Source organism: Bradyrhizobium sp. SEMIA (assembly GCF_014844175.1).
GTDB lineage: Bacteria > Pseudomonadota > Alphaproteobacteria > Rhizobiales > Xanthobacteraceae > Bradyrhizobium > Bradyrhizobium arachidis.
In genome coordinates this window covers 1,731,968-1,750,548 of sequence record NZ_CP046601.1, presented here as the reverse complement: position 1 = coordinate 1,750,548, position 18,581 = coordinate 1,731,968, and the positions used below count along the sequence as shown (strand labels likewise).

The window sequence follows — 18,581 nt, the reverse complement described above, 5'->3', positions numbered from 1 at the left end:
CGCCCGCCACGCTTTATTTCGGCTTCTTGGTGGGCTCGGTGGGGCGAGCCCCGCCCCACGGGTCATACTTTTCCTTGGGCTCCGGAATGCGCTCGAGCGCGGCCTTGTAGGCCTTCTCGTCGACCTTGGGCTTGTTGTCCGCTTTCTGGCCGCCTTCATTGGGCTGACCTCTGCCGCGCCCCTGCGCCTCGGCCGAGACAGCCGTCAGTGCCAGCACGGCGGCCGCAATGACCAAAATCCTCATTGGAGCAATCCCCCACCTCTGGGGGTACAAACTAGCCTGCAATCCCGTAATAGCCAATGCCGCGACATCGCGGCCTTCAGCAAATCTTGATCGACCGGGACTTCGCCGGATCGCATTCGTGCCTATCTCTTGGCCCGCGGGGGACCTCCAGGGATGTTGCGGATCATTGCTCATGCGGCGCTGCTCGCCGGCGCGCTCGCGCTCGGTGCCTGCGGCTTTGCCGACAGCCGGGCGCCCGTGCCCGAGTTCATGCGCATGAAGGAAGCCGAGGTGCCGCCGCCCGAGGCGCCCCCTGACGTCAAGCGCGTGGTGCGCGAGCAGATCGACGTGGTCTTCCTCAACACCTCCTATCCGCGCGAGGTGCATGTGGCCCCACCCCATCATCAGGTGCGAGGACCCGGCTGGACCGCCTGCGTCCGCGCACAGCTCACCTCGGCGACCGGCACGGCGCTCGGCATGCAGACCTACATTGTGACGATATCAAGTGGAAAGGTGGTCGATCGCCGGCGTGCCGAAACCGACGACACCTGCGGAACGGAAACCTACGAGCCCATCTAGGACCGACACGCATAGCGCAGTTCCGGGAAAAACCTGTAAATGGGCCGGAACGATCCCCGCCTCCCCTTCTTGTTACCGCCGAGGGCAGTATCGAGGAGGACGTGATGAGGACGTTTACGATTGCACTGCTGGCTGGCGTCGGAGCCCTGGCAGCGGCGAGCGGCGCAAAGGCCGCTGACATCTATACGACCAGCGAATACACCAACCCGGATCTGATCCAGGAAGTGCGGCTCGTCTGCGACGATGCCGGCAATTGCTATCGCACCCGTGGCGGCGCGCGCGTGATCGTGCGCGACTCCTACGCCCGGATGCCGCGTGAGCGCTATTATGAGCGCCGCGCCTATCGCGACTGGGATGACGGTCCGCGTGGCGGCGTCGGCATTCACACGCCGGGCGTCAGCGTGGGCGTCGGTGTCGGCGACCGCTGGTAATCGATGAAGCGATGAAGGGCGGGACCGGGCGAGACAGCTCGCCCGGTCCCGTCGATGTCAGGTCTCGAGCGGATCGGTCGGCGCGGCGACGCGCGCCGATGACGGAAGGTTCGCGATGAAGCGCGCGAGCATCATGCCAGCGCACATCGCAGCGACGAAGACGAAGGCCGACCGCGAACCGAATCCGAGCGCGGTGAGCGCCGGACCGGGACAGAAGCCTGCCAATCCCCAGCCGATGCCGAAGATCGCGGGACCAACAACAATCCTGGGGTCGATGTCCTTTCGCGTCGGAACGTAGAAGCGCTCGGCGAAGAACGGACGCGGAAGCTTCAGGACATGGCTGAAGCCGATGAAGGTCACTGCGACCGCACCGGCCATCACGAAGGCGAGGCTGGCGTCCCAAGTGCCCGCAGGGATGCCGCCGACGTCCAGGAAGTTCAGCACCTTCGCCGGGTTGGACATGCCGGAGATGATGAGGCCGAGGCCGAAGATCAGGCCGATCGCGAATTGAACGAGGATTGTCATCGTCGTCAGCTCCAGTGACGGATCACAAAGACGGTGGCGATGCCCGTCGCCATGAAGGTGATGGTCGCAACCAGCGAGCGCACCGACAGTCGCGACAGGCCGCAGACGCCATGGCCGGACGTGCAGCCGCTGCCCCACACCGAGCCGAAGCCCACGAGCAATCCGGCGATGACCAGCACCGGCGTTGTCGCGGCGATCGTTTGCGCCGGCAGGCGTCCGGTCACAAGCAGAACCAGCAGTGGCGCGGCGACGAGGCCTACGACGAAGGCGAGCCGGCCGGCGAGCTCGCGGTCCTCGTAAGGCGGAAATAGCCGCGCCGCGATGCCGCTGACCCCGGCGATCCGTCCCGTCGCCCACATCAGGAGCACGGCAGACAGACCGATCAACGCGCCGCCAACGAGCGAAGCAACCGGCGTGAAAGATGTCGCGATCATGATGATCCTCCGGAGCGAGAGCAATCGTTCATCCACCGATACGGCCGGCGATCGTCCGCCCGGATGCTGAACGGGGTGTTAATATTACCACTCGAATTGAAGCGGCGTCCCAACGGTATTTTCCAATCTTTGCGCTAAGCATGACCTCCTGAACGGGGAACGACGGGACGTGGTCGATATCGCGCACCAGGCTGCGATCAATCCGGCATCGGCAAGGCATGCCGCGGCCATGGGCGCGCGCGTCCCGCTCACTGCGATCGACCCCGGCCAATGGCGTGCGCTGGCGCAGCGCGCGGTCGAGCCGAACGGATATTATCTGCCCGCCTGGGAGCTCGCTGTCAGCGCAAGTGCGCGCGGCCGCACGGATGCCTCCGCGCTTGCCGCATATGATGGATCCTCAGTGCGGCTGACCGGGCTGATGCCGGTGATCTCGCTCTGGCGCGCCCTGAAGATCCCCCTGCCCGCGCTGGTGAGCGCGCATCCCTACGGCACGCTGTGCAGCCCGCTGATCGACCGCGACGCTCCGGTCGAGGCGGCCGCGCGCTTGTTGCAGCAGGCACGCGAGGCCGGCGCGCATGCGCTCGTGCTGAACGACGTCGCCCTCGACGGCGCGGCGATGAATTCACTCCAGCAAGTTCTCAACCGCGACGGCCTGAAGCCGCGCGTGCTCGGTTCCTACATCCGCGCCAGCCTCGACGCGACGCAGGATGGCGAGACGCTGCTGCGCGAGGCGCTCGGCACCAAAAAGCTCAAGGAGCTGCGCCGCCAGCGACATCGTCTCGAAGAGCATGGGCCCGTCGCATTCGAAGTCGCGCGCAATCCTGACGAGATCAGGCTCGCGCTCGAAACATTCTTGCAGCTTGAAGCCAGCGGCTGGAAAGGCAAGCGCGGCACTGCGCTAATCCAGGATGCGGGTGACGCAACCTTCATCCGCCGCGCCGTGCCGGCTCTGGCAGAAACCGCACAGTGCGAGATCGTCAGCTTGCGCGCCGGCACGACGCCGGTCGCCGCCGGCATCGTGCTACGTCACCGGGACCGCGCCTTCTTCTTCAAGCTCGGCATCGACGAGCGTTTTGCAAAATATTCGCCGGGCGTGCAGCTCACGCTCGACCTCACCCGCCATCTCTGCGCCGATCCGGCCATTGCGAGCGCGGATTCCACCGCGAGTGCCGACCATCCCATGATCAATCCGATCTGGCGCGGACGCTTCGCGATCGGCGACGTGCTGATCCCGCTGCGGCGGAACGATCCGGTTGTGGCGCTCATTCACGGAGCGCTCGCAGCGCACGGCGCCGCCTACGCGGCGGCGCGCCGGGCAGTTCACCTGCTCCGCAAATAGGCCAGTTACTCCGCCGCCTGCGCGTTGATCTCCTCCAACACCTGGCGGATGGCACGGGCGAGCAGGTTCGGATCCTGCGCGCCGGAGACGGCATATTTCTGCGCGAAGACGTAGGTCGGCACGCCGGAGATGCCCTTTTCGGCGGCCTCCTGCGCGTCGGCAGAAACGCGCGCAACGTCCTCGTCGGTGGCGAGGCGCTTGCGCACGTCGTCGGCGTCAAGGCCGATATCGGCGGCCGCCTGCACCAGCACGTTGACGTCGGTGAGATCGCCGCCGTCGCGGAAGTACAGCTCCATCAGGCGCTGCTTCATCTCGGGCGCCTTGCCGATCGCCTCGGCCCAGAGGATCAGGCGATGGCAATCGGTCGTGTTGGGCTGCCGCGCCACCAGCTCTGGCTTGTAGACGAGGCCCTCTTCGCTGGCAGCCGCGACGACGCGCCCGGCAATGCCCTTGTACGCTTCGACCGAGCCGAACTTCTGGGTGAGATAGGCCTCGCGGCTGATGCCCTCGCGCGGCACCCAGGGATTGAGGAAGAAGGGACGGAAATTGAGCTTGACGGGAACGTCGGGCACGAGCGCCAGCGCGCTCTCGATCCTGTGCTTGCCGATATAGCACCACGGGCACACCACGTCGGAGACGACGTCGATCTGGAGCGGTTTGAGCGTGCTCATGTCAGGCGCCTCCTTCGGGCGGTGCGAGTTCGCCCCAAGATAAGCCGAACACGCCCTGAGGCAAGGGCGCCGGATATAGCACTAGGACATGGCTGCGGCCATCTGCTTGAGCCGCTCGGCCGTGCGTTCATCCGCCGGGAAGAACGTCTCCAGCGCCAGCTCGGACAGGGTGATGTCCACGGGAGTGCCGAACACCATGGTGGTGGAGAAGAAACTTAGTATCTCTCCATCATGGCGCAGCTTGAAGGGGATCGCGACGGCGTCGCTGGACAACGGCGCCGAGCGCGCTGGAATGGGATAGCTCTTGAGGTCGTGATAGAGCTTGATCAGCTCGGGATCGGCGCTGGCCTCGCATTGACGGTGCAGCCGCTCGAGCAGATGCGCGCACCATTCCGCGAGATTGACGGTGCGCGGCGCCAGCCCCTCCGGGTGAAAGGCGAGCCGGAGCACGTTGAAGGGCTGGCCGAGCAGCCGCTCCGGGATGCCCTCGAGCAGCGGCGCGACCATGCGATTGGCGGAGACCAGGTTCCAGTGCCGATCATAGGCCAGCGCCGGATTGGGCTCATGCGCCTTGAGGACGAGGTCGATCGCCTGGCGGGCTGATTTCAAGGCGGGATCCTCCAGCGGGCGCTGCGGGAACGCGGGCGCGAAACCGGCCGCGACCAGCAGCACGTTGCGCTCGCGCAAGGGCACATCGAGACGCTCCGCGAGCCTGAGCACCATGTCGCGCGAGGGTGCGGCTCGTCCGGTCTCGACGAAGCTCAAATGCCGCGCCGAGATTTCGGCCTCGCCCGCCAGATCGAGCTGGCTCATCCGGCGGCGCTGCCGCCATTCGCGCAAATGATCGCCGATATGGACCGGCTGGCTGCGTTCGGCCTGTGCCGTGGATGCGTGTGCGTTCATGGTCGAAAACCTAGCATGCGGATTTCAGCCCTTCCATTACCCGCGAGGTAATCGAATTGGGGCGCGGGCGCGCGCATCTTGGGTCGCAACAGGAGATGACCATGATCGCGCTGCTGCTCTACCGAACCGTCGTGGACCACCTTCTTCCATGGGCGATCGCGCTCGCCACCCGCATGCTGGCGCGCAGCCTCAACATGCCGGAGCCGCTGGTGCATTCGACCGGCGACTATGTCGTCGCCCAGGTTGTCGCCTTCGAGCACGGCGTCGGCAGGAGCCTCTGCCCGTACCGCATCGCCCGCTTGCTTCGCGCCTGGTGGCGCGGACTGCGCTGAATTCCACCCCGAGCCCAACCAGCCAAGGAGACCTACGATGATCGACGCATCCACCTTCCTGCGCCGCGCCCTGCTCGCCGATGCCATCTTCAGCGGCATCGCCGCCCTCGGCTTCACCTTCGGCGCAGGCGCGTTTGCTTCGCTGTTCAACCTGCCCGAAGCGCTGCTGCGCGAGACCGGCCTGTTCCTGATCGCCTACACCGCTCTGGTCGGCTGGCTCGCCTCGCGCGCCTGCCTTGCAAAGCCGCTCGTGCTGCTGGTCGTGATCGGCAACGCAGCCTGGACGATCGCCAGCATCGCGCTGCTGCTTTCGGGCGCGGTGTCGCCGAACCTTGCCGGCGAGCTCATGATCGTGGCGCAGGCGGTCGCAACCGGCGTGTTCGCCGAGCTGCAATATGTGGGATTGCGGAAGAGCGGGAGTGTTGTGGCGGCGTAAGGCCACATCCGCGGCTGTCGGCGCCCGGCCTTGTGCGCAACTGTGCACTGGACCGGGGCGACCCAGTATTCCAGAGACGCCGCGGATACGGAGAAGCTGCGGCGTACTGGATGCCGCGCTTTCGCGGGGCATGACACCTCGGTTAAAGGCTATGCCCCCGCGCGGGCCTTGACGAACGCGTGACCGTTCAGCTTCTTCTTTTTGGCGCCCTTGACGCGCGCCTTCTTGGCCTTGGCTTCCGTGCGCGCCTTCACCTTGGCGCGTTCGACCCGCGCCTCGGCACGCAGCTTCTTGCGCTTGTTCTCGCAGGAGGCGCATTTGCAGCCGATCGGCTTCAGATACGCCTTGAAATAGTCGGTACCGTAATCGTAGTTGATCTCGTCGCCGGGCTCGATGTTCTTGATGGCGCGGATGAACACCTTGCGCTCGCGCGGGCGGACATCCGACTCCGCGTTGGGCCGGCAGGAATGGTTGATGTAGCGTGCGAGATTCTTGCGCACTGAGCCGTCGATGGTCCAGCGGCCGTTGAGCTCGAACAGATATTTGTTCTCGATCTCGTCATGCGCGGGAATGCGCGAGTCCAGGATCGGCCCGAAATAGCGGATAATCCGGGTGCCCTTCTTGATCGGCATGGTGGCGAAGAGGCCAAGGCCGGTCTTGGAACGGCCGACGCGATAAGCTTTGCTGGAAGCGATGGCTGGCATGATCGAATGAGTGACGCGAACGAGATGCGGCAAGCGCGGGCGGAAGCCGCCCTTCTAGAACGATTCCGCGCCGCTGTCAGGTCTATCGCGCCGTTGTTTGAACCTTGCCCACAATGAAGACGTCTGATGGAAAGGTTCCCGCGACTTGAAGGTGTCATCATGAACCGTATGACCCGCACCGGCTTGGCCGTCCTGATCAGCTGCATCGGCCTCAATAGCGCAGTCGCCCAATCCATGGGCAGCTCCTACACGTCGACAGCGCCAAAGGACTGCCGTCAGGTCGGCAAACCCAGCGAGCTCGACGGCAGCACGACGCGAGTCTGCCCGGGCAAGGGCGGCCTGATCGTGCTGATCGACGAGGACGATCTGCGCGAGATCGTCTCGGTCGGCCGCAGCCGCAAGGTCGCTGCAGAGGAACCGGCGGCACAGACCTGGTTCGCCTCGTTCAATTCATCCGAGACCACCGTCGAATGGCGGACTGCGGGCGCAAAGCCGTTTGCGATCATCCAGCGCTGGCACATCGCCGACAACAACGATCCCGACAAGAAGGGACGGCCGAACACCAAAGCCCTGCTGGTCGTGACGCGGCTGCCGCCGGGCCCGGTCTGCCATGTCGCCTATGTCGATGCAGTCGCCAACCCCGACGCCAACAAGCTTGCGCGCAAGGCCGCCGACGATTTCGCCCGCAGCTTCACTTGCGGCAAGGACGAGGTGAAGATCATCGGCAATCGCGGCCGCGCTGTCGAGCTCGCAACGATGCGCTAGGCACTACCCCCTGGCCTTGGCGCGGCGATAGCGCGCCAGCAGACGCTCGCCCTTTGCCGCCATGCGCCGTGCCGCCGCAACCGTCCTCGGGACGGGCTCGCCCCAGGCATGCGCCGAGAGCGCGTGACGGGTCGGCTTCCCGTTTTCATCGACGAGAGGCGGCAGCTTCGCGCGGCCGTAGAAGCGAACTGCCCAGCTGCCCTTGCGCCGCATCTCCTGCGGCGTCATCTCGGACTCCTTCTTGGTGACGCCGGGCCGCAAGTGAGCGCCCTGCTTGCGCGCAAAAGCTTTGCGGCCGGCTGCGGTCAGGCCGCCGCGCGGATCCTTTCCCCGCGCCGGTGACTTGCGCTTGCGCGAGGACTTTGCCGTCTTCTTCGCGGTGCGCTTGCGGCTCTTCTTCGTTGATCTTTTCTTCGCTGACGTCTTTGCCTTCGAGGATTTGGAAGTCTTCTTCGCTGCCATGCGCATGTTGTCCACGAGGTTGGGATAGCGGCGGCCGGCGCGGCGGGCGCGCGTCTTCGCCGCCGATTTCTGCGCGGGCGTGAGGTGCTTGGATGCCTTGCCCGCGCGCTTGCGCGGATTGGGGCGTTTCCAGGGAGCGCGCGGTGATCTTGCCATGCGGCGTCAACGCCTGACCACGGCAAGGGTTGCCTCGGCCGTCGATCAGGGCCCTGGCAGCTTGCCCGTGATGGGCGCGGTCAGCATTGCCTCGAGCAGCCGTTCGGCCGTCGTGCCCTCGGGCAGACGCTCCAGAATGTCCTCGAGGCGCCCGTCGAGCAGCAGCATGGTGAAGCCGTGCACCATCGACCAGGCGCGCGCGATCGCCGCGCCCTGGTTCAACGTCAGCGCATCGCCGCTGATCTGCTCCTGGCGCATCGCGCCGATGGCATTGGCAAGTCCGGCAAACGAAGCCTCAGCCGCCTCTTGCAACGACGGTCTGGAATAATCGAGCCGCTCGGTCCGGAACATGATGCCGTACATGCCGGGATGCGCCTGCGCATAGGCGACATAGGCCTTCGGACGCGCCAGCGCGCGCTCGAGCGGCGTGGCGGCGGCCTCGCAGGACGAGGCCATCGCCGCCGTTGAACTGGCGGAAGCCGACGGCCGCGAGCTCGCTGACGAGACCGGTGAGATCGCCGAATGACTGCGTCGCGCGGACATGCGAGACGCCGGCCTCGCGCGCACCGCCCGCCACGTCAGCCGCCCAGCCAGTCGCGCTCCCAGCAACCCCGTTCGGCCGGCCTGGCAGCGCCTCGCGCAGGCGCTGGACTGAGTAGGCCCACCGCCCGCAACGTCAGGCCGCCAAGCCCGTCGCGCTCCAGCACCCGTTCGGCGGCCTGGAGCAGCGCCTCGCGCAGGGCGCCGTGATGATAGGGCGTATCGGTCTTCGCACTCGCTGGGCGGCGCGCCGGGCGCGACGCCGCGGTCGACGTTGTTCGTCCGGGGGCACGTGGGTGACGCGCTGTTTCGCCCTTGGTGTCGCTCTTGGCCATTTGCAAGCTATATGACGCAATATTTACAGTGTAAAGATTTCACTTGACGGAAGCCGCGATCGGCCCTATCGAATCTTGACGATGTAAAGATATGGAGGGCAACGCCGTGCAGCAGGACGCTATCGCCGAGCGCCGCCATAACCTCGGCCCGATTCCATTCGAGGCCGACGCGCCCTTCCTCAAGATCGTCGGCGAATTGCCGCGCGAGCTGAACGGCACGCTCTATCGCAACGGGCCCAATCCGCAGTTCGATTCCCCCGGTGCGCACTGGTTCGTCGGCGACGGCATGCTGCATGCCTTTCATCTGGAGAACGGCCGCGCCAGCTATCGCAACCGCTGGGTCCGCACGCCGAAATGGCTCGCCGAGCATGATGCCGGCCGTGCGCTGTTCGGCGGCTTCGGCCGCAAGCTGCCGGATGCCCCGGCAAACCTCACTGACGGCGGCGTCGCCAACACCAACATCATCTTCCATGCCGGCAAGCTGCTTGCGCTGGAAGAAGCGCATCTGCCGACCGAGATCGAGCCGGGCACGCTCGCGACACGCGGCTATCACAACTACCAGGGCCGCGTCGCCGGCAGTTTCACCGCGCATCCGAAGGTCGATCCCGTCACAGGCGAGCTCGTGTTCTTCGGCTACAACGCCGCGGGGCCGCTGACGCCTGCCCTCTCCTACGGATCGATCGATCCCTCCGGCAAGGCAACGCGCTTTGAACGTTTCGAGGCGCCCTATGCCAGCATGGTGCACGACTTCATCGTCACCGCGAACCATGTGTTGTTTCCGATCCTGCCCATCACCGGCAGCATGGAGCGCGCGATGAGCGGACGGCCGCCTTATGCCTGGGAGCCGGACAAGGGCGCCTATGTCGGCGTGATGAAGCGCAGCGGCACGGCGAAGGACATCGTCTGGTTCCGGGCTGAAGCCTGCTACGTCTTCCACGTCATGAACGCGTGGGAGGAGGAGAACCGCATCATCGCCGACGTCATGCAGTTCGAGGAAGCGCCGCTGTTTCCGCATCCCGACGGACGGCCGACCGATCCGGAGAAATCGCGCGCCCGACACTGCCGCTGGACGTTCGATCTCTCAGGGAATACCGACCGCTTCCAGCAGACATATCTGGACGATCTCACCGGCGAATTCCCGCGCATCGACGATCGCCGCGCCGGGTTGAAGAGCCGTCACGGCTGGTACGCCTGCGCCAATCCAAAACTGCCGATGTTCGGCGCGCTCTCGGGCATCGTCCATGTTGACGGCAACGGCCGGCGGCTCGGCCATTATCTGCTGCCCACCGGCGATACCATCTCCGAGCCGGTGTTCGTCGAACGCTCGCAAGATGCGCCCGAGGGCGACGGCTGGCTGCTCGCCGTGGTCTGGCGCGCGCGGGAGAACCGCAGCGACCTCGCGGTGTTCAACGCCTCCGATATCGAGGTCGGGCCCGTCGCACTGGTGCAGCTCGGCCACCGCGTGCCCGATGGCTTTCACGGCAACTGGGTGGGAGCGGCGTAGCGCCCGGTCATTCCGGGCGCGACGAAGTTGCGAACCAGGAAACGACGGAAAGAGGAGTTTCCCATGCACATTTCCTCGGTCACCGCGGGCTGCCTTGCCGTCCTCGCCCTGACCGGCGCCGTGCTCGCGCTCCAGATGATCCGGCTGCGGCGACGGGACCATGCCATTTTCAACGGAGGCATCCTGCTGGCCGTCGGCCTCCTGGTTGCCTCCGCGCTGCCGGTCCTGTCGCGCCTGCCCTGGGCGGAATTGGCCGACGAGGCGTCCGACCAAGCCGTTGCAGCACTTCACTTTCTGGAAGTCACCTACACGATTTTGACACTGTAAAGATTTTGCTTGACCCAACGTCGCGCCTGGACTACTGATCTTTACATCGTAAAGATCGACCTGACCGAGGCGGCCCATGGCGATTTTCTTGATCCTCGCGCCCTACGGCGCCTTCACCTTCCTTATGCTGGTGACGTCGGCCGCGGTCAGCGTGTTCGCGGCATCCGCGATCTGCCTCGCCACCGTTGCGATCGACGTGGCGCGCGGCCGCTCGGTGAAGATCCTGGCCACGGGCTCGGCGATCATGTTCGCCGCGATCGGCCTCCATCTCACGCTGCTCGACCCCGCGCTTGGGACGCTCGGCGTGAAGCTGTCGGTCGATATCGGCATCTTCGTCATCTCGCTCGGCTCGATGCTGGTCCGCCATCCTTTCACGCTGCAATATGCGCTTGAATCGGTCCCGGCCGAGACCGCGGCGATGCCCGGCTTCCGCTATGCCAATTACATCATCACCGGCGCCTGGACCGTGGCCGCGCTGCTCATGGCAGGCGCCAATCTCGTGTTGCTCTACGTCCCCGGCCTGCCGCTCTGGTCGAGCCTTGCGGTGGCCTTCGCCGCCCGCAACAGCGCGATCTACTTCACAAAGTGGTATCCTGAGTATCGCCAGATCAAGTACGGTACGCCGTCCGGCGCACTGCCCGCCCCTCGCTGAACAGGACCGACGATGAAGGACGTATTCGCCCGCCTCGCCTCCGACTTCCTCTCCGCGATCATCTTCCTGGTCATCTATCTCGTCACCGACAACGTCATCCTGGCGACGTCGGTGGCGATTGCCGGCGCGGTCGCGCAGGTGATCTACGCCCGGATCAAGGGGCAGCAGTTGAACTTCATGACTTATGCGAGCGTCGCGCTCGTTGTCGTGCTGGGAGCCGTCACGCTTTTGACCAACGATCCCCGCTTCATGCTGGCAAAGCCCTCGATCGCGCATTTCGCGATCGGTGCCATCATGCTCAAGCGCGGCTGGATGCTGCGCTACATGCCGCCGATCGTCACCGAGACCGTCCCGGAATATGTGACGGCCGCAGGCTATGCGTGGGCGGCGCTGATGTTCGCGATCGGCGCCGGCATGATCTTCGTGGCTTCGACCGGCGATCTGAAGCTGTGGGCGTTCTACATCACAGTGGTCGCGGGCGGCGCCAAGATCCTGGCCTTTGCCGTGCAATATGTGGTTCTCAGGCTCATCGTCACCAGCCGCCGCCGCGCGGCTGCCCGCGCCTAAATGCCTCCAATGCTGGGTTAGGCAGGCCCCGCGAGTTGCGCTATACGCTCGACCCAGGACTGGCCGCGGATTGTCGTGGCCCGCCGGGATTTGTTCGGGAGACGGGAATGGCCGTAGACGGCAACTGGAATCTGACGATGACGACGCCGATGGGCGAGCGGCAGGCGACACTGACCCTGCTGAGCTCCGGCGGCACGCTGACGGGCACGCAGGGCGCCGATGGTAATTCCGCCGAGATCTTCGACGGCACCATCAGCGGCGACGCCATCAACTGGAAGGTCTCGATCACCAATCCGATGCCGTTGACCCTCGAGTTCATCGGAAAGGTCTCCGGCGACAGCATGAGCGGCGAAATGGGCATCGGCCCGATGGGCAGCTTCCCGTTCACGGGCGCGCGGGCGTAAAGACCGCGCTGCATCATGCGTGCGCTCCGTCTCATCGCGGCAACGATCCTGTGCGTCGCGACACTGGCGGCGCGCGCGGATGACACCGAACCGGCGTGGCGTGCAAGCGCGCTCGCCATGGTGCCGGCGGGCTACGTCGCAGGCCTCGCCTACCGCACCGAAGGCTCGACCGGCTATCTCGCGGTCTATCCGGCGCCATCAAACGATCCGAAGACGCCGGCAAGCGTGTTCGCCGCGCGCCAAGTCCTCGTCGTCACGCTGACGGCGGACGCGACGCGCGCGATCTCGGCCGCGTTGAAGCCGCGCACCGAGCCGGCGCCCGACAACGACGACGCCGACTTCGCAAAACTGCACGCCGATCTCGCCGCAAAACGCGCCAGCCTGCCCGAAGGCACCGAGCCGTGCGATCTCGGCGCCTGGTCCATCGACAAGGACCCGAGCGGCCTCAACGTGCGGGCTGAACCTTCAGTGAAAGCACGCGTGCTCGGCACGCTGCCGCCGCCCTACCGGCTCAAGCTCGGCGGCGCCGAGAACACGCCCGACGGCGGCTGGCTCACCGAATTCCGCATCGTCGGCTTCAGGGACGGCTGGTTCCTGATCGAAGGCGCGAGGGCCCCGGGCAAGGACTACGAGGACGAGAAGCGATATCCGCGCAGCGCGCCAAAACCCTATGCGGGCCGCGGCTGGGTCGCGTCGAACAAGGTCGGCGCGAATTACGCCAATGGCGCCACGCGCATGGGCGGACTTTTCCAGGCGCCCTTCGTCGATGCCAAATGGATGCCAGCTCAGCACGAGCTTGGCGGCCCGATTGACGGCGACGGCGGACCGAAGCGGCTCATGGCGTGCAGCGGCGTCTGGGGCCTCGTCGAGAGCTACGACGGCGTCCGAGGCTGGTGGCGCGCGCTGTGCTCCAACCAGGTCACGAATTGTAGTTAGAGGCTTCGCCGATAATACATCTCGTCATACGCGGGCATGACCTGCGTATCCATCGAAGAACGATGGATGGCCGGGTCAAGCCCGGCCATGACAGGTCAGCCCAAATTCAATTCCTTGAAGAAGTCGTTCCCCTTGTCATCGATGATGATGAACGCCGGGAAGTCGACGACTTCGATGCGCCAGATGGCTTCCATGCCGAGCTCGGGATATTCGAGCACCTCGACCTTCTTGATGCAGTGCTCGGCAAGGTTCGCCGCGGCACCGCCGATCGAGCCGAGATAGAAGCCACCATACTTCTTGCAGGCCTCGCGCACCGCCGGCGCGCGGTTGCCCTTGGCCACCATCACCATCGAGCCGCCCGCGGCCTGGAACTGGTCGACGAAGGAATCCATGCGGCCCGCAGTGGTCGGACCGAACGCGCCTGAGGCATAGCCCTCGGGCGTCTTGGCGGGGCCGGCGTAATAGACCGGATGGTTCTTGAAATAGTCAGGCAGCGGCTCGCCCTTCTCCAGCCGCTCGCGCAGCTTGGCATGGGCGCTATCGCGCGCGACGATCATGGTGCCGGTCATCGATACGCGGGTCTTGATCGGGTACTTCGAGAACGTCGCCAGGATGTCCTTCATCGGCTGGTCGAGTCGATCTTGACGACCTCGCCGCCGAGCGACTGCTCGACCTGCGGCAGATACTGCGCCGGATTGTGCTCGAGCTCCTCGAGATAGATGCCGTCCTTGGTGATCTTGCCCAGCACCTGGCGGTCGGCGGAGCAGGACACGCCAAGCCCGATCGGCAGCGAAGCGCCATGACGTGGCATGCGGATCACGCGCACGTCGTGGCAGAAATATTTTCCGCCGAACTGCGCGCCCACACCCAGGCTTTGCGTCATCTTGTGGATTTCCTTCTCCATCTCGACGTCGCGGAAGGCGTTGCCGTCAGGCGAACCGTGGGTTGGCAGCGCATCAAGATAGCGGGCGGAAGCGAGCTTCACCGTCTTCATGCAGAGCTCGGCAGAGGTGCCGCCGATGACGATGGCGAGGTGATAAGGCGGGCACGCGGCGGTGCCGAGCGTCAGGATCTTTTCCTTCAGGAACGCGAGCAGCCGGTCCTTGGTCAGCACCGAGGGCGTCGCCTGGAACAGGAAGCTCTTGTTGGCGGAGCCGCCGCCCTTGGCCATGAACATGAACTTGTAGGCGTCGTCACCCTCGGCGTAGATCTCGCACTGCGCCGGCATGTTGTTGGCGGTGTTCTTCTCCTCGTACATCGAGAGCGGAGCCACCTGCGAGTAGCGCAGATTGCGGCGCAAGTAAGCATCGCGCGCGCCTTCCGACAGCGCGGCCTCGTCGTCGCCGTCGGTGATGACGTTGCAGCCCTTCTTGCCCATGATGATCGCGGTGCCGGTGTCCTGGCACATCGGCAGCACGCCGCCGGCCGCGATGTTGGCGTTCTTCAAAAAGTCCAGCGCGACGAACTTGTCGTTCGGGCTCGCCTCGCCGTCTTCGAGGATCGCGCGAAGCTGCTTCAGATGGCCGGGGCGCAGATAGTGATTGATGTCGCCAAAAGCCGCCTCCGACAGCGCCCGCAGCGCTTCGCGCGACACCACCAGCATGTCCTTGCCCAGAACCTTCTCGACCCTGACACCCTCGGACGAAATCTTCTTGTAGGGCGTCTCGTCCTTGCCCAGGGGAAACAGCGGGGTATGCTTGTAGGGCGGAACGGGCTTTGACGGGTCGGGGAAGGCGGTGGGAGCGTTCATGGGGCAAATCTCGGGGTTTTGGAGCCCTGGCGGGCCCTAGCATAGAAGCGTTCTAAGCTTTTTTGACGCAAAGGGAAGGCGTTCCGGCGCGGCCGGGGCATCCGGATTCGGCAGCCTGACGGCCCTCTTTCTGCGATGTCAGCGGAGCCGCATGGCCATCATGATGCTCGGAAGACCTGGGTGCACCCCTTGCGCTCCGGGCGCGACAAAGGTTGAATGCGCGCCCTCAGGGGCTTTTCATCATGATTTTCAAACTGAACCTCCGCGGCGCGATTCTTGTCGCCGCCGCCGTCACCGGCCTTGTGACCCTCACCTCGCCCGCGCGCGCCGACCGCTGCGATGACAGTGCCAAGGAGCTGGCGAACCAGATCGATCGTCTCAAGGTGAATTTCCGCGCCGGCAACATCGTGTACCTGGCGCATCCCTCGGCCAAGGAGCTGTCGGTGGGTTGCCGCGGCGACAAATATTCGATCGAGCTCTATGCCAAGGGCGACCGCAAGCCAACGCCGGAGTTCTTCGCGCTGGTGGGGTCGATGGCGGCGATCGTCTTCACCGTGACCAAGGACGACACCACCACGGGCGCGACACGCTGCCTGAAGCGGATGGGTCTCTTGCGCGGTGACAAGATCACGATGCGTTACCGGCGGCTCAACATGGACTGCACCCGCACCAAGACGGATGCCTCCATCGCGATCACGCGCGGCAAGGACGAGTAGGCAAGCCTCGCTCTCTCCGCACGCTCCGTCATTGCGAGCGCAGCAAAGCAATCCAGAATCCCTCCGCGGAGGCAGACCGGATTGCTTCGCTGCGCTCGCAATGACGAGGAGAGGTTCGTACGCTTCCTTGCACAGCGCGATGAGGCGCGAAAAGGCGCATTCCACCGCACCATTCCTCGCATTTTAACAATTGCCTTGACGGAAGTTTCGCTCCTGCTGGGGCAGGGTCAATTGTTTCCATGTGTGAGGATTTGTGGATGAGCGTTTCTACCGTTGCTCCGCCGCCGATCGCGATCGTGGTGCCGAGCTACGACACGACCAAGCAGCAGGACGATCAGACCAAGACCAAGGACAACGACCCGACCTACAAGCCGCAGCCGCCCGCGCCGTTGCCGCCGGGCCAGGGCACGCGGATCGATCAGCTCGCCTGATCGGTCCTTTCCAAGTTGAAACGCCCGATCCGGTCGATCGGGCTTTTCGCGCGTCCGCGCCGCATCTTTGCCGGATAGCCGAATCAAAATCGTGCGCGGTTGACCCCGCGCCCAGCGCAGCGGAACACGATACTCTTCATCCCGGTGGCCCGCTGTTGTTCGCGTCCGCCGTGACCTCCATTGGCCACCGGCCCGGCTGTTCCTCGCCACGTCCGCCCTCCTCGCCGCCAGCACCCGGCCGGTCTCGTTCAGCATCCGCAAAGGCGGCGCTGAACCGAGCGGGCACCTGCCCAGTCACATCAAGTGTGATCCGGCTCATCAAGATTCCGCATCCGGCGTGCTCATCTGCGAGACCGACGAGCCCGTCCGGGCGCCCATGGGACGAGCCAATGGAACTGCAAGCCAATGGAACTGAATGACAAGCTGCTCTCGCTGGTGACGGATATCTACGATGCCTCGCTCGACGATTCCCGATGGACGACCACGCTTGGCAGCATCGTCGATCTGGCGGGCGGTCAGAGCGGCGGCCTGGTCCGGATCGGGGCCGGCGGCGAGGCCGTGATTTCGCACGCCGTCGGTGTCGAGCCGGCCTATATTCAGTCCTACATCGAAACCTATGAGCCATTCGATCCATCGCGCGGCGTGCTCCACGCGCCGGTCGGCCAGATCCAGACGATCCGGGACTGGATCGACGTCGACGAATTCCGGACGACCACGTTCTACAACGAATGGACCCGGCCGCAGGGTCTCGAGGACGCCGCCAATATCCTGCTCGACAAGTCTCCCGATGGAATATCCCGCCTCTCGATCATGAAGGCCGGAGGTCCTGTCGATCGCAGGATGTACCAGGTGATCTCTTACCTCACGCCGCACATGCAGCGCGCGATGCTGGTCCGGCAGAAGCTCCAGCAGCAGAACGAACTGGGGACGGCATCGGCCCGGACGCTCGACGCCCTGCGAACCGCCGTCCTGTTGCTCGATGCCAACGGCCATATCACCCATTCCAATGAAAGCGCGCGGGAGCTTCTCGATGGCGCCGACGTGCTTCGCTCTGTTCACGGCCGGCTCGTGACCTCAGACCTGAATGCCGATCGTGCGCTGCGCCAGGCGCTGGCGGGGACCGCTGTCGGCGACCGCGCGATGACGAGCGCGAGCATCTCGCTGCATCTGGCGGCCCGCGACGGCTCGCATTATGTCGGACATCTCCTGCCACTCACCGCCGGGCGCCGGCAGATGTTCGGGGCCAGCTTTGAGGCCTGTGCCGTCCTGTTCGTCAGCAAGGCAGCGATCGATACGATCGTCGCGCCCGACCTCATCCGCAAGCTGTTCAAGCTGACGCCGACCGAGCTGCGCGTCTTCCTCGCCATCGTCGAAATCGGCGGGGTTCCTGACGTAGCCAGAAGCATGGGCATCGCCGAAACGACGATCAAGACCCATCTCACCCGGATCTTCATCAAGACCGGAACCAAACGGCAGGCGGATCTGGTTCGGCTCATCGCGGCCTTTACACCGCCCATCAAGATCTGAAGCCGGCCCATCGCGCCGGCCGCATGTTCGCCGGAAAAAATCTCTATACAACAGTCCGAGATGGAGCCGGATCGAGCATGATCGCCCGACTGCTGTTGCAGAACATGATCTTCACCGTCGCGATGGGCGCATTGCTGTTCGCTTGCGCCGGGACCTTGCACTGGCCTTCGGCCTGGGTGTTCCTCCTCACCTCTGCCTTGCTCGGCCCGCTCTGTGGCTGGTGGCTCTACCGGCTCGACCCGGCGCTGCTCGCCGAGCGTCTGCGTCCGGTCATCCAGCGGGAACAGCCGGCTGCTGACAAGGCGTTCATCACAGTGTTCATCGTTGCGATGCTGGCCTGGCTGGTCGCGATGGGCCTCGACCGGCGGCTGCTTGCATCCGACGTACCGCTCGCCCTGCAGATCCTCGGCTTCGTGTTGTTCGTGCTCTGCATGCTGTTCACGATGTGGGTGTTCCGCGAGAACTCGTTCGCGGCGCCCGTGGTGAAGCTGCAAGCCGAGCGCGCACAGCGGGTGATCTCGACGGGTCCCTACGCCCATGTGCGCCATCCCATGTACAGCGGCATGGTCCTGTTCTTCGCGGGCCTTCCACTGCTGCTTGGCTCGTGGTGGGGACTTGCGATGGCCCCGCTCTTCCTCGCGCTGTTTGCGGTCCGCATCGGAATCGAGGAGCGCACGCTGCGCGAGGGCCTGCCAGGCTATGCCGACTATACAGCACGGGTGCGCTACCGTTTGCTGCCGGGCGTGTGGTGAGCGCGCATTGCGCCGCTGCGCTCTGCACGGAAAAACGCTGCCCTCCTTCGATCGACTGACGTCGCCGGATGCGAGCCTCGCTAGAGGAAACGCGCACCCACACAACGAAAGACGCGACAATGTTCTGCGAGCCGCCCTGTCCCGACGAGCACGACCTTGCGCCCGATGAGTCAAGCGAGC

Annotated in this window: 23 protein-coding genes and 2 pseudogenes; 16 read left to right on the top strand and 9 right to left on the bottom strand. The window is 65.1% G+C overall.

Annotated features, from left to right (window positions below; translation table 11 throughout):
• Window positions 1-13 precede the first annotated feature (13 nt).
• The gene (locus FOM02_RS08360; RefSeq protein WP_027560283.1) at window positions 14-244 is read right to left on the bottom strand and encodes a hypothetical protein; all 231 of its coding nucleotides are present in this window, start codon (window positions 242-244) and stop codon (window positions 14-16) included.
• A gap of 153 nt (window positions 245-397) precedes the next feature.
• On the opposite strand from FOM02_RS08360, the gene FOM02_RS08355 reads away from it, so the two are divergent.
• Window positions 398-802, top strand: coding sequence for a hypothetical protein (locus tag FOM02_RS08355; protein ID WP_027560284.1), 405 nt, complete (start codon window positions 398-400; stop codon window positions 800-802).
• A 104-nt stretch (window positions 803-906) separates the two neighbouring features.
• A complete protein-coding gene (locus FOM02_RS08350) occupies window positions 907-1,233 on the top strand; it encodes a hypothetical protein (protein WP_027560285.1) in 327 nt (108 codons plus the stop codon).
• A 57-nt stretch (window positions 1,234-1,290) separates the two neighbouring features.
• Here the strand turns inward: FOM02_RS08350 and FOM02_RS08345 are convergent, their stop codons facing one another.
• Window positions 1,291-1,758, bottom strand: a complete 468-nt coding sequence (locus tag FOM02_RS08345) for a YeeE/YedE family protein (RefSeq protein WP_027560286.1) — start codon at window positions 1,756-1,758, stop codon at window positions 1,291-1,293.
• Between the two features lie 5 nt (window positions 1,759-1,763).
• Window positions 1,764-2,192 carry a YeeE/YedE family protein gene (locus FOM02_RS08340; RefSeq protein WP_027560287.1) on the bottom strand — a complete coding sequence of 143 codons (429 nt, stop codon included), beginning with the start codon at window positions 2,190-2,192 and terminating at the stop codon, window positions 1,764-1,766.
• 169 nt (window positions 2,193-2,361) lie between these two features.
• Between FOM02_RS08340 and FOM02_RS08335 the strand changes: the two genes are divergently transcribed.
• Window positions 2,362-3,531 carry a GNAT family N-acetyltransferase gene (locus FOM02_RS08335; RefSeq protein WP_027560288.1) on the top strand — a complete coding sequence of 390 codons (1,170 nt, stop codon included), beginning with the start codon at window positions 2,362-2,364 and terminating at the stop codon, window positions 3,529-3,531.
• A 5-nt stretch (window positions 3,532-3,536) separates the two neighbouring features.
• On the opposite strand, the gene FOM02_RS08330 is transcribed toward FOM02_RS08335, so the two are convergent.
• On the bottom strand, window positions 3,537-4,202 hold the full coding sequence (locus tag FOM02_RS08330; protein ID WP_027560289.1) for a DsbA family oxidoreductase: 666 nt from the start codon (window positions 4,200-4,202) through the stop codon (window positions 3,537-3,539).
• A gap of 81 nt (window positions 4,203-4,283) precedes the next feature.
• Complete coding sequence (locus tag FOM02_RS08325) at window positions 4,284-5,105, bottom strand: helix-turn-helix domain-containing protein (RefSeq protein WP_027560290.1); 822 nt, start codon at window positions 5,103-5,105, stop codon at window positions 4,284-4,286.
• A 101-nt stretch (window positions 5,106-5,206) separates the two neighbouring features.
• Between FOM02_RS08325 and FOM02_RS08320 the strand changes: the two genes are divergently transcribed.
• A complete protein-coding gene (locus tag FOM02_RS08320; RefSeq protein ID WP_028146219.1) occupies window positions 5,207-5,437 on the top strand; it encodes a hypothetical protein in 231 nt (76 codons plus the stop codon).
• A 37-nt stretch (window positions 5,438-5,474) separates the two neighbouring features.
• A complete protein-coding gene (locus tag FOM02_RS08315) occupies window positions 5,475-5,873 on the top strand; it encodes a hypothetical protein (protein WP_027560292.1) in 399 nt (132 codons plus the stop codon).
• Between the two features lie 149 nt (window positions 5,874-6,022).
• On the opposite strand, the gene FOM02_RS08310 is transcribed toward FOM02_RS08315, so the two are convergent.
• Complete coding sequence (locus FOM02_RS08310; protein WP_027560293.1) at window positions 6,023-6,577, bottom strand: SET domain-containing protein; 555 nt, start codon at window positions 6,575-6,577, stop codon at window positions 6,023-6,025.
• 159 nt (window positions 6,578-6,736) lie between these two features.
• Here FOM02_RS08310 and FOM02_RS08305 point away from each other — a divergent pair, with 159 nt between their 5' ends.
• The gene (locus tag FOM02_RS08305) at window positions 6,737-7,342 is read left to right on the top strand and encodes a hypothetical protein (protein ID WP_027560294.1); all 606 of its coding nucleotides are present in this window, start codon (window positions 6,737-6,739) and stop codon (window positions 7,340-7,342) included.
• 3 nt (window positions 7,343-7,345) lie between these two features.
• On the opposite strand, the gene FOM02_RS08300 is transcribed toward FOM02_RS08305, so the two are convergent.
• Window positions 7,346-7,960, bottom strand: a complete 615-nt coding sequence (locus FOM02_RS08300) for a DUF6321 domain-containing protein (protein ID WP_265441607.1) — start codon at window positions 7,958-7,960, stop codon at window positions 7,346-7,348.
• A 45-nt stretch (window positions 7,961-8,005) separates the two neighbouring features.
• A pseudogene (locus FOM02_RS08295) lies at window positions 8,006-8,835 on the bottom strand (TetR-like C-terminal domain-containing protein).
• A 106-nt stretch (window positions 8,836-8,941) separates the two neighbouring features.
• On the opposite strand from FOM02_RS08295, the gene FOM02_RS08290 reads away from it, so the two are divergent.
• The 6 genes from FOM02_RS08290 to FOM02_RS08265 all read left to right on the top strand — a co-directional run bounded on the left by FOM02_RS08290 (window position 8,942) and on the right by FOM02_RS08265 (window position 13,225).
• Entirely contained in the window at window positions 8,942-10,339 is a 1,398-nt protein-coding gene (locus FOM02_RS08290) for a carotenoid oxygenase family protein (RefSeq protein ID WP_027560297.1), read from the top strand.
• Window positions 10,340-10,402: 63 nt separating this feature from the next.
• Complete coding sequence (locus FOM02_RS08285) at window positions 10,403-10,666, top strand: hypothetical protein (protein ID WP_027560298.1); 264 nt, start codon at window positions 10,403-10,405, stop codon at window positions 10,664-10,666.
• Window positions 10,667-10,742: 76 nt separating this feature from the next.
• Window positions 10,743-11,318 carry a hypothetical protein gene (locus tag FOM02_RS08280; RefSeq protein ID WP_265441606.1) on the top strand — a complete coding sequence of 192 codons (576 nt, stop codon included), beginning with the start codon at window positions 10,743-10,745 and terminating at the stop codon, window positions 11,316-11,318.
• 12 nt (window positions 11,319-11,330) lie between these two features.
• Window positions 11,331-11,885, top strand: coding sequence for an inner membrane-spanning protein YciB (locus tag FOM02_RS08275; RefSeq protein ID WP_027560300.1), 555 nt, complete (start codon window positions 11,331-11,333; stop codon window positions 11,883-11,885).
• Window positions 11,886-11,992: 107 nt separating this feature from the next.
• A complete protein-coding gene (locus tag FOM02_RS08270) occupies window positions 11,993-12,289 on the top strand; it encodes a hypothetical protein (protein ID WP_092213418.1) in 297 nt (98 codons plus the stop codon).
• 15 nt (window positions 12,290-12,304) lie between these two features.
• Window positions 12,305-13,225 carry an SH3 domain-containing protein gene (locus tag FOM02_RS08265; protein WP_265441605.1) on the top strand — a complete coding sequence of 307 codons (921 nt, stop codon included), beginning with the start codon at window positions 12,305-12,307 and terminating at the stop codon, window positions 13,223-13,225.
• A 95-nt stretch (window positions 13,226-13,320) separates the two neighbouring features.
• On the opposite strand, the pseudogene FOM02_RS08260 reads toward FOM02_RS08265, so the two are convergent.
• Window positions 13,321-14,975, bottom strand: a pseudogene (locus FOM02_RS08260) (fumarate hydratase).
• 242 nt (window positions 14,976-15,217) lie between these two features.
• Between FOM02_RS08260 and FOM02_RS08255 the strand changes: the two are divergent.
• From FOM02_RS08255 to FOM02_RS08240, 4 genes are all read left to right on the top strand, one after another.
• The gene (locus FOM02_RS08255) at window positions 15,218-15,691 is read left to right on the top strand and encodes a hypothetical protein (protein WP_027560304.1); all 474 of its coding nucleotides are present in this window, start codon (window positions 15,218-15,220) and stop codon (window positions 15,689-15,691) included.
• Between the two features lie 257 nt (window positions 15,692-15,948).
• Window positions 15,949-16,122 (top strand): hypothetical protein, encoded by a 174-nt coding sequence (locus FOM02_RS08250; RefSeq protein WP_265441604.1) that lies wholly within the window; start codon window positions 15,949-15,951, stop codon window positions 16,120-16,122.
• 405 nt (window positions 16,123-16,527) lie between these two features.
• Entirely contained in the window at window positions 16,528-17,649 is a 1,122-nt protein-coding gene (locus FOM02_RS08245; RefSeq protein WP_265441603.1) for a helix-turn-helix transcriptional regulator, read from the top strand.
• A 77-nt stretch (window positions 17,650-17,726) separates the two neighbouring features.
• A complete protein-coding gene (locus FOM02_RS08240) occupies window positions 17,727-18,401 on the top strand; it encodes a methyltransferase family protein (protein ID WP_265441602.1) in 675 nt (224 codons plus the stop codon).
• The last annotated feature ends 180 nt before the right edge of the window (window positions 18,402-18,581 follow it).